At 65.5% G+C, this 206-nt stretch carries 1 pseudogene; it reads left to right on the top strand.

What is annotated here, in order from left to right:
• A pseudogene (gene trpC / locus MO867_RS23470) lies at positions 1 to 206 on the top strand (indole-3-glycerol phosphate synthase TrpC); the annotation flags it as partial.

Genomic DNA, 206 nt, shown 5'->3' with positions numbered 1-206 from the left:
CAGCATTGCCGCCGGCCGTTCGGCGGTGATCGCCGAGGTAAAGAAAGCCAGCCCGTCCAAGGGGCTGCTGCGTGATCCCTTTGTGCCGGCCGAGATTGCCCGTTCCTATGAGCGCGGTGGCGCCAGCTGCCTGTCGGTCCTGACGGATCTCGATTATTTTCAGGGCTCTGAGGCCTACCTGCAGGAGGCCCGGGCCGCCTGCAGTC

This window comes from Microbulbifer okhotskensis (genome assembly GCF_023895975.1).
Classification (GTDB): Bacteria; Pseudomonadota; Gammaproteobacteria; order Pseudomonadales; family Cellvibrionaceae; genus Microbulbifer; species Microbulbifer okhotskensis.
Note: the sequence above shows the minus strand (reverse complement) of the source record. Positions and strands in the feature narration are given on the sequence as shown.